Raw genomic sequence first — 3,630 nt, 5'->3', positions numbered from 1 at the left:
TTTGCTGAAACAGAGCAAGCCGCTTTTGCACCGAGTAACTTTGTACCCGGTATCAGTTCATCACCTGACAAAATGTTGCAAGGACGGCTGATAGCTTATCAGGATGCCCACCGTTATCGGGTTGGCGTGAACTACAATCAGTTACCTGTTAATGCGGCAAAATGTCCGGTTAATCATTATCAGCGTGATGGGGCGATGGCGGGGTTAAGTCCTGCTGGCGGTAATCATCATCAGACGAGTGGGGCTAACTACTTCCCTAATGATCGTGATAATGCGCCTAAGCCAGCTACAAGTGTAGCGGAACCTGCTATGCCAGTTGAGGCTGGTGCTTGGTTAGATCGGTTTGATACAGATCAAGATGATCATTACACGCAGGCGGGTAATTTGTTTCGTATTATGAGTGAGGATCAGAAACAGCAATTAGCAGACAATATTGCTGGTGGTCTTGGACAGTGTGATGCATCTATTCAGCAGCGTATGTTGGCTCAATTTGAAAAAGCAGACCCGGACTATGCTGCCAGAGTAGCAGCTGCACTAAAGGCTTAATCTAGTCTGAAATGAAAGGGGCGTGAAACACGCCCCTTTTCTATTGATTAGTCTTTTTTACACTACTTAGCTGTTCAAGCCATATGGTTTGTTTTTCTTCTAATGACAAAGCTGCATGGGCTGGGCTGGTGGATGGCAAGCGCTCTGTTGGTATTTTTTGCCATATTTTATCTAACGTTGGCAGAACAGATTTCATATAAATTTGCTCAGCTTTGCCACCATTAAAAAATACAGAATGAATATTCGGGTGTTGCCGAAAAAAGGCATTAAAGTCGTTAGCTTCAATGGAATCCGGTGCAATATTACTGTCCAGACTGCCTGGCCTTTCACAGGCTTTTAATACATCCCATACCGCTATGTGTTGGTGGGTGAGTTGTTCGCAGCGTTGTTGATACGGTAATGATGTCGAGATAGCAAACAGACTTTCCATAATTGGCCAGAAGCCATTACGAGGGTGGGCGTAATATTGCTGCTGACGCAATGATTCTGCACCTGGCATGGACCCGAGGATCAGGATTTTTGCAGACGTTGCTGCAATGGGCGGAAAGCTATAACAGCGCGTTAGATTCTCAGACATTATTGATATAGCTGACCTTTATGGCGAATCCAGCCATGAGGGTGTTTGTTGGCAGGATCATGATGCGTCCAGTGAATGACGCCACCTTTGTCATTCCATTCGTATTCACCAAAAATATGTACTTCATCACCCACGTTCAGAGAGTCAATGCGAGGTGCAAGATCGATGTTATGAGCAATCAATACCGTGAGTTTATCCGGCAAGGTAATGATAAAACGTTGATGACGACTGCCTTTATTATCATCAGTTAGAATCCGACTTACCGTCCCTTTTACTTCAACTAAAACGTCACTTTTCTGTTGTTGATAAAGTGATGAGATCGATGCTGTATCAACTTTATTAACGTTTTGCTGGTGAGGCTGATAATGACTGGCCCCCCAAATTAAAAAACCGAAAGCGATAACCAGCCATAAACGCTGTTTTTGTCGGCTTGCTTTAGACATGCCAAGAACCCTGTTTAGCGATAAATGCGTCAGTATAACGATTTTTATCAATGACAAAGAGCCCACTCTGATAACACTTAAGCATCTGACTAGAAGTCTCAAGATGAAATCAAATGGAATACTGAAAATGACGCGCACAATGAAAAAGTCATCAACAATGCCACACAATAACCGTATATTTCATGGTTGCATTAAATGATAGTAATGACGCGGTATTAATGAATTTATCAATATAGATATTGGTATTTATAATTTCCTGTTATATACCGCGGCGGTTATAATAGCGGGTCCGGTATTTAGAGTTTAGAGAGCTTAAATGTATCAATACGATAAGTATGATCAAACGATGGTTGAGCAGCGGGTAGAGCAGTACCGTGATCAAACACGTCGTTTCTTGGCGGGTGAGCTGACTGAAGAACAGTTCCGTCCTTTACGACTGATGAACGGGCTGTATATCCAAATACATGCACCCATGTTACGTGTTGCCATTCCTTATGGACTGATGTCTTCACAACAAGTTCGTAAAATTGCAGACGTTTCACGCCGTTACGATAAAGGGTTTGTGCATTTCACGACGCGCCAGAATTTCCAAATGAACTGGCCGAAGTTAGAGGATGTGCCAGATATTCTTGCTGAACTGGCCACTGTACAAATGCACGCTATTCAAAGTAGTGGTAACTGCATTCGTAATACGACCTCTGATCAGTTTGCAGGTATCAATGCCAATGAAATAGAAGATCCACGCCCGTGGGCTGAAATTATTCGCCAATGGTCAACCTTCCACCCTGAGTTTGCCTATCTACCACGTAAGTTCAAAATTGCCGTTATTGGTTCTGAAGAAGACCGTGCAGCCACTAAATTGCATGATATCGGCTTACATCTGGTTAAAAATCACGAAGGTGAAGTCGGTTTTGAAGTGCTTGTCGGTGGTGGTTTAGGTCGTACGCCAATCATTGGTCAACAAATCAGACCTTTCCTTGAGAAAAAGGATTTGCTCTCCTATCTGGAAGCGATTCTGCGTGTTTATAACCGCCTGGGTCGTCGTGATAACAAATACAAAGCACGTATTAAAATCACGGTTCGTGAGCACGGTATCAATCATATCCGTGAACTGGTTGAAGCTGAATGGGTACAAATTCGTGATCAACTCGTTTTAGATCAAAAAGAAATTGATCGTGTGAAAGCGTATTTCACAGAGCCTGAATACGATGCTGATGCAGCAGCGGATGACAGTTTTGATAAAGCCTTGGCTGAAGATAATGCTTTTGCACGCTGGGCGAAACAGAATACGTTTGCTCATAAACAGCCCGGTTATCGTGCGGTTTATGTATCACTTAAAGCGCCAGGTGTTGCGCCGGGGGATGTGACCTCTGATCAGCTTGATGTCATTGCTGATCTGGCTGATGAGTTCAGCTTAGGTGAAGTGCGTTCAACGCACACTCAAAACCTGGTGTTTGCGGATGTGAAGCAGGCTGATTTATATGCCTTATGGTTGAGACTTGAGGCTGACAACCTGGCTACACCAAATGTGAATACATTAACCGATATTATTTGCTGTCCTGGACTGGATTATTGTGGTCTGGCTAATGCTAAATCTATTCCTCTGTCTAAACAGATTGCGGAACGGTTTGGTGATCTTGACTATCTTTATGACTTAGGTGATATCAAGATCAAGTTTTCAGGCTGCATGAACGGTTGTGCTCACCAGAGTGTAGGTCACATCGGTATTCTGGGTGTCGATAAGAAAGGTGAAGAATGGTACCAATTCACACTTGGCGGTAGCTCTGAGGCAGATGCCTCTCTTGGAGAGCGTCTAGGTAAGGCGATACCTAAAGAGGACGTAGTCGACACCGTTGGTCATTTATTAGATGCCTATGTCGATTTACGCCATGAAGATGAGTCATTCCTGGCCACAGTTCGTCGTTTAGGTATTGATCCATTTAAGGAGCGTGTATATGCAGATAATTAAAGATCGTGAAATCATCGAAGATAATTGGACACATCTGGATGATGATTCAGATCTGATTGCTGGCAATATTACCGTTTCTTTAGCCCGGTGGCAGG

4 protein-coding genes are annotated in these 3,630 nt (G+C 43.6%); 2 read left to right on the top strand and 2 right to left on the bottom strand.

The genetic code is table 11. The features are described from left to right. Positions 1 to 546, top strand: a 546-nt coding sequence (locus B4K20_RS03295; protein ID WP_289281868.1) for a catalase, incomplete at its 5' end; no start/stop codon positions are given. 40 nt (positions 547 to 586) lie between these two features. Here B4K20_RS03295 and B4K20_RS03290 read toward each other — a convergent pair. After that, complete coding sequence (locus B4K20_RS03290; protein ID WP_289281867.1) at positions 587 to 1,123, bottom strand: DNA-deoxyinosine glycosylase; 537 nt, start codon at positions 1,121 to 1,123, stop codon at positions 587 to 589. Then, positions 1,123 to 1,566 carry a DUF3465 domain-containing protein gene (locus tag B4K20_RS03285; RefSeq protein ID WP_289281866.1) on the bottom strand — a complete coding sequence of 148 codons (444 nt, stop codon included), beginning with the start codon at positions 1,564 to 1,566 and terminating at the stop codon, positions 1,123 to 1,125. Before B4K20_RS03285 ends, B4K20_RS03290 begins: the two co-directional genes overlap by 1 nt. A gap of 316 nt (positions 1,567 to 1,882) precedes the next feature. Between B4K20_RS03285 and B4K20_RS03280 the strand changes: the two genes are divergently transcribed. Continuing rightward, positions 1,883 to 3,535, top strand: a complete 1,653-nt coding sequence (locus tag B4K20_RS03280) for a nitrite/sulfite reductase (RefSeq protein ID WP_286305510.1) — start codon at positions 1,883 to 1,885, stop codon at positions 3,533 to 3,535. Positions 3,536 to 3,630: the final 95 nt, after the last annotated feature.

It is taken from the genome of Methylophaga sp. UBA5088 (genome assembly GCF_002414625.1).
Lineage (GTDB): Bacteria > Pseudomonadota > Gammaproteobacteria > Nitrosococcales > Methylophagaceae > Methylophaga > Methylophaga marina.
Note: the sequence above shows the minus strand (reverse complement) of the source record. Positions and strands in the feature narration are given on the sequence as shown.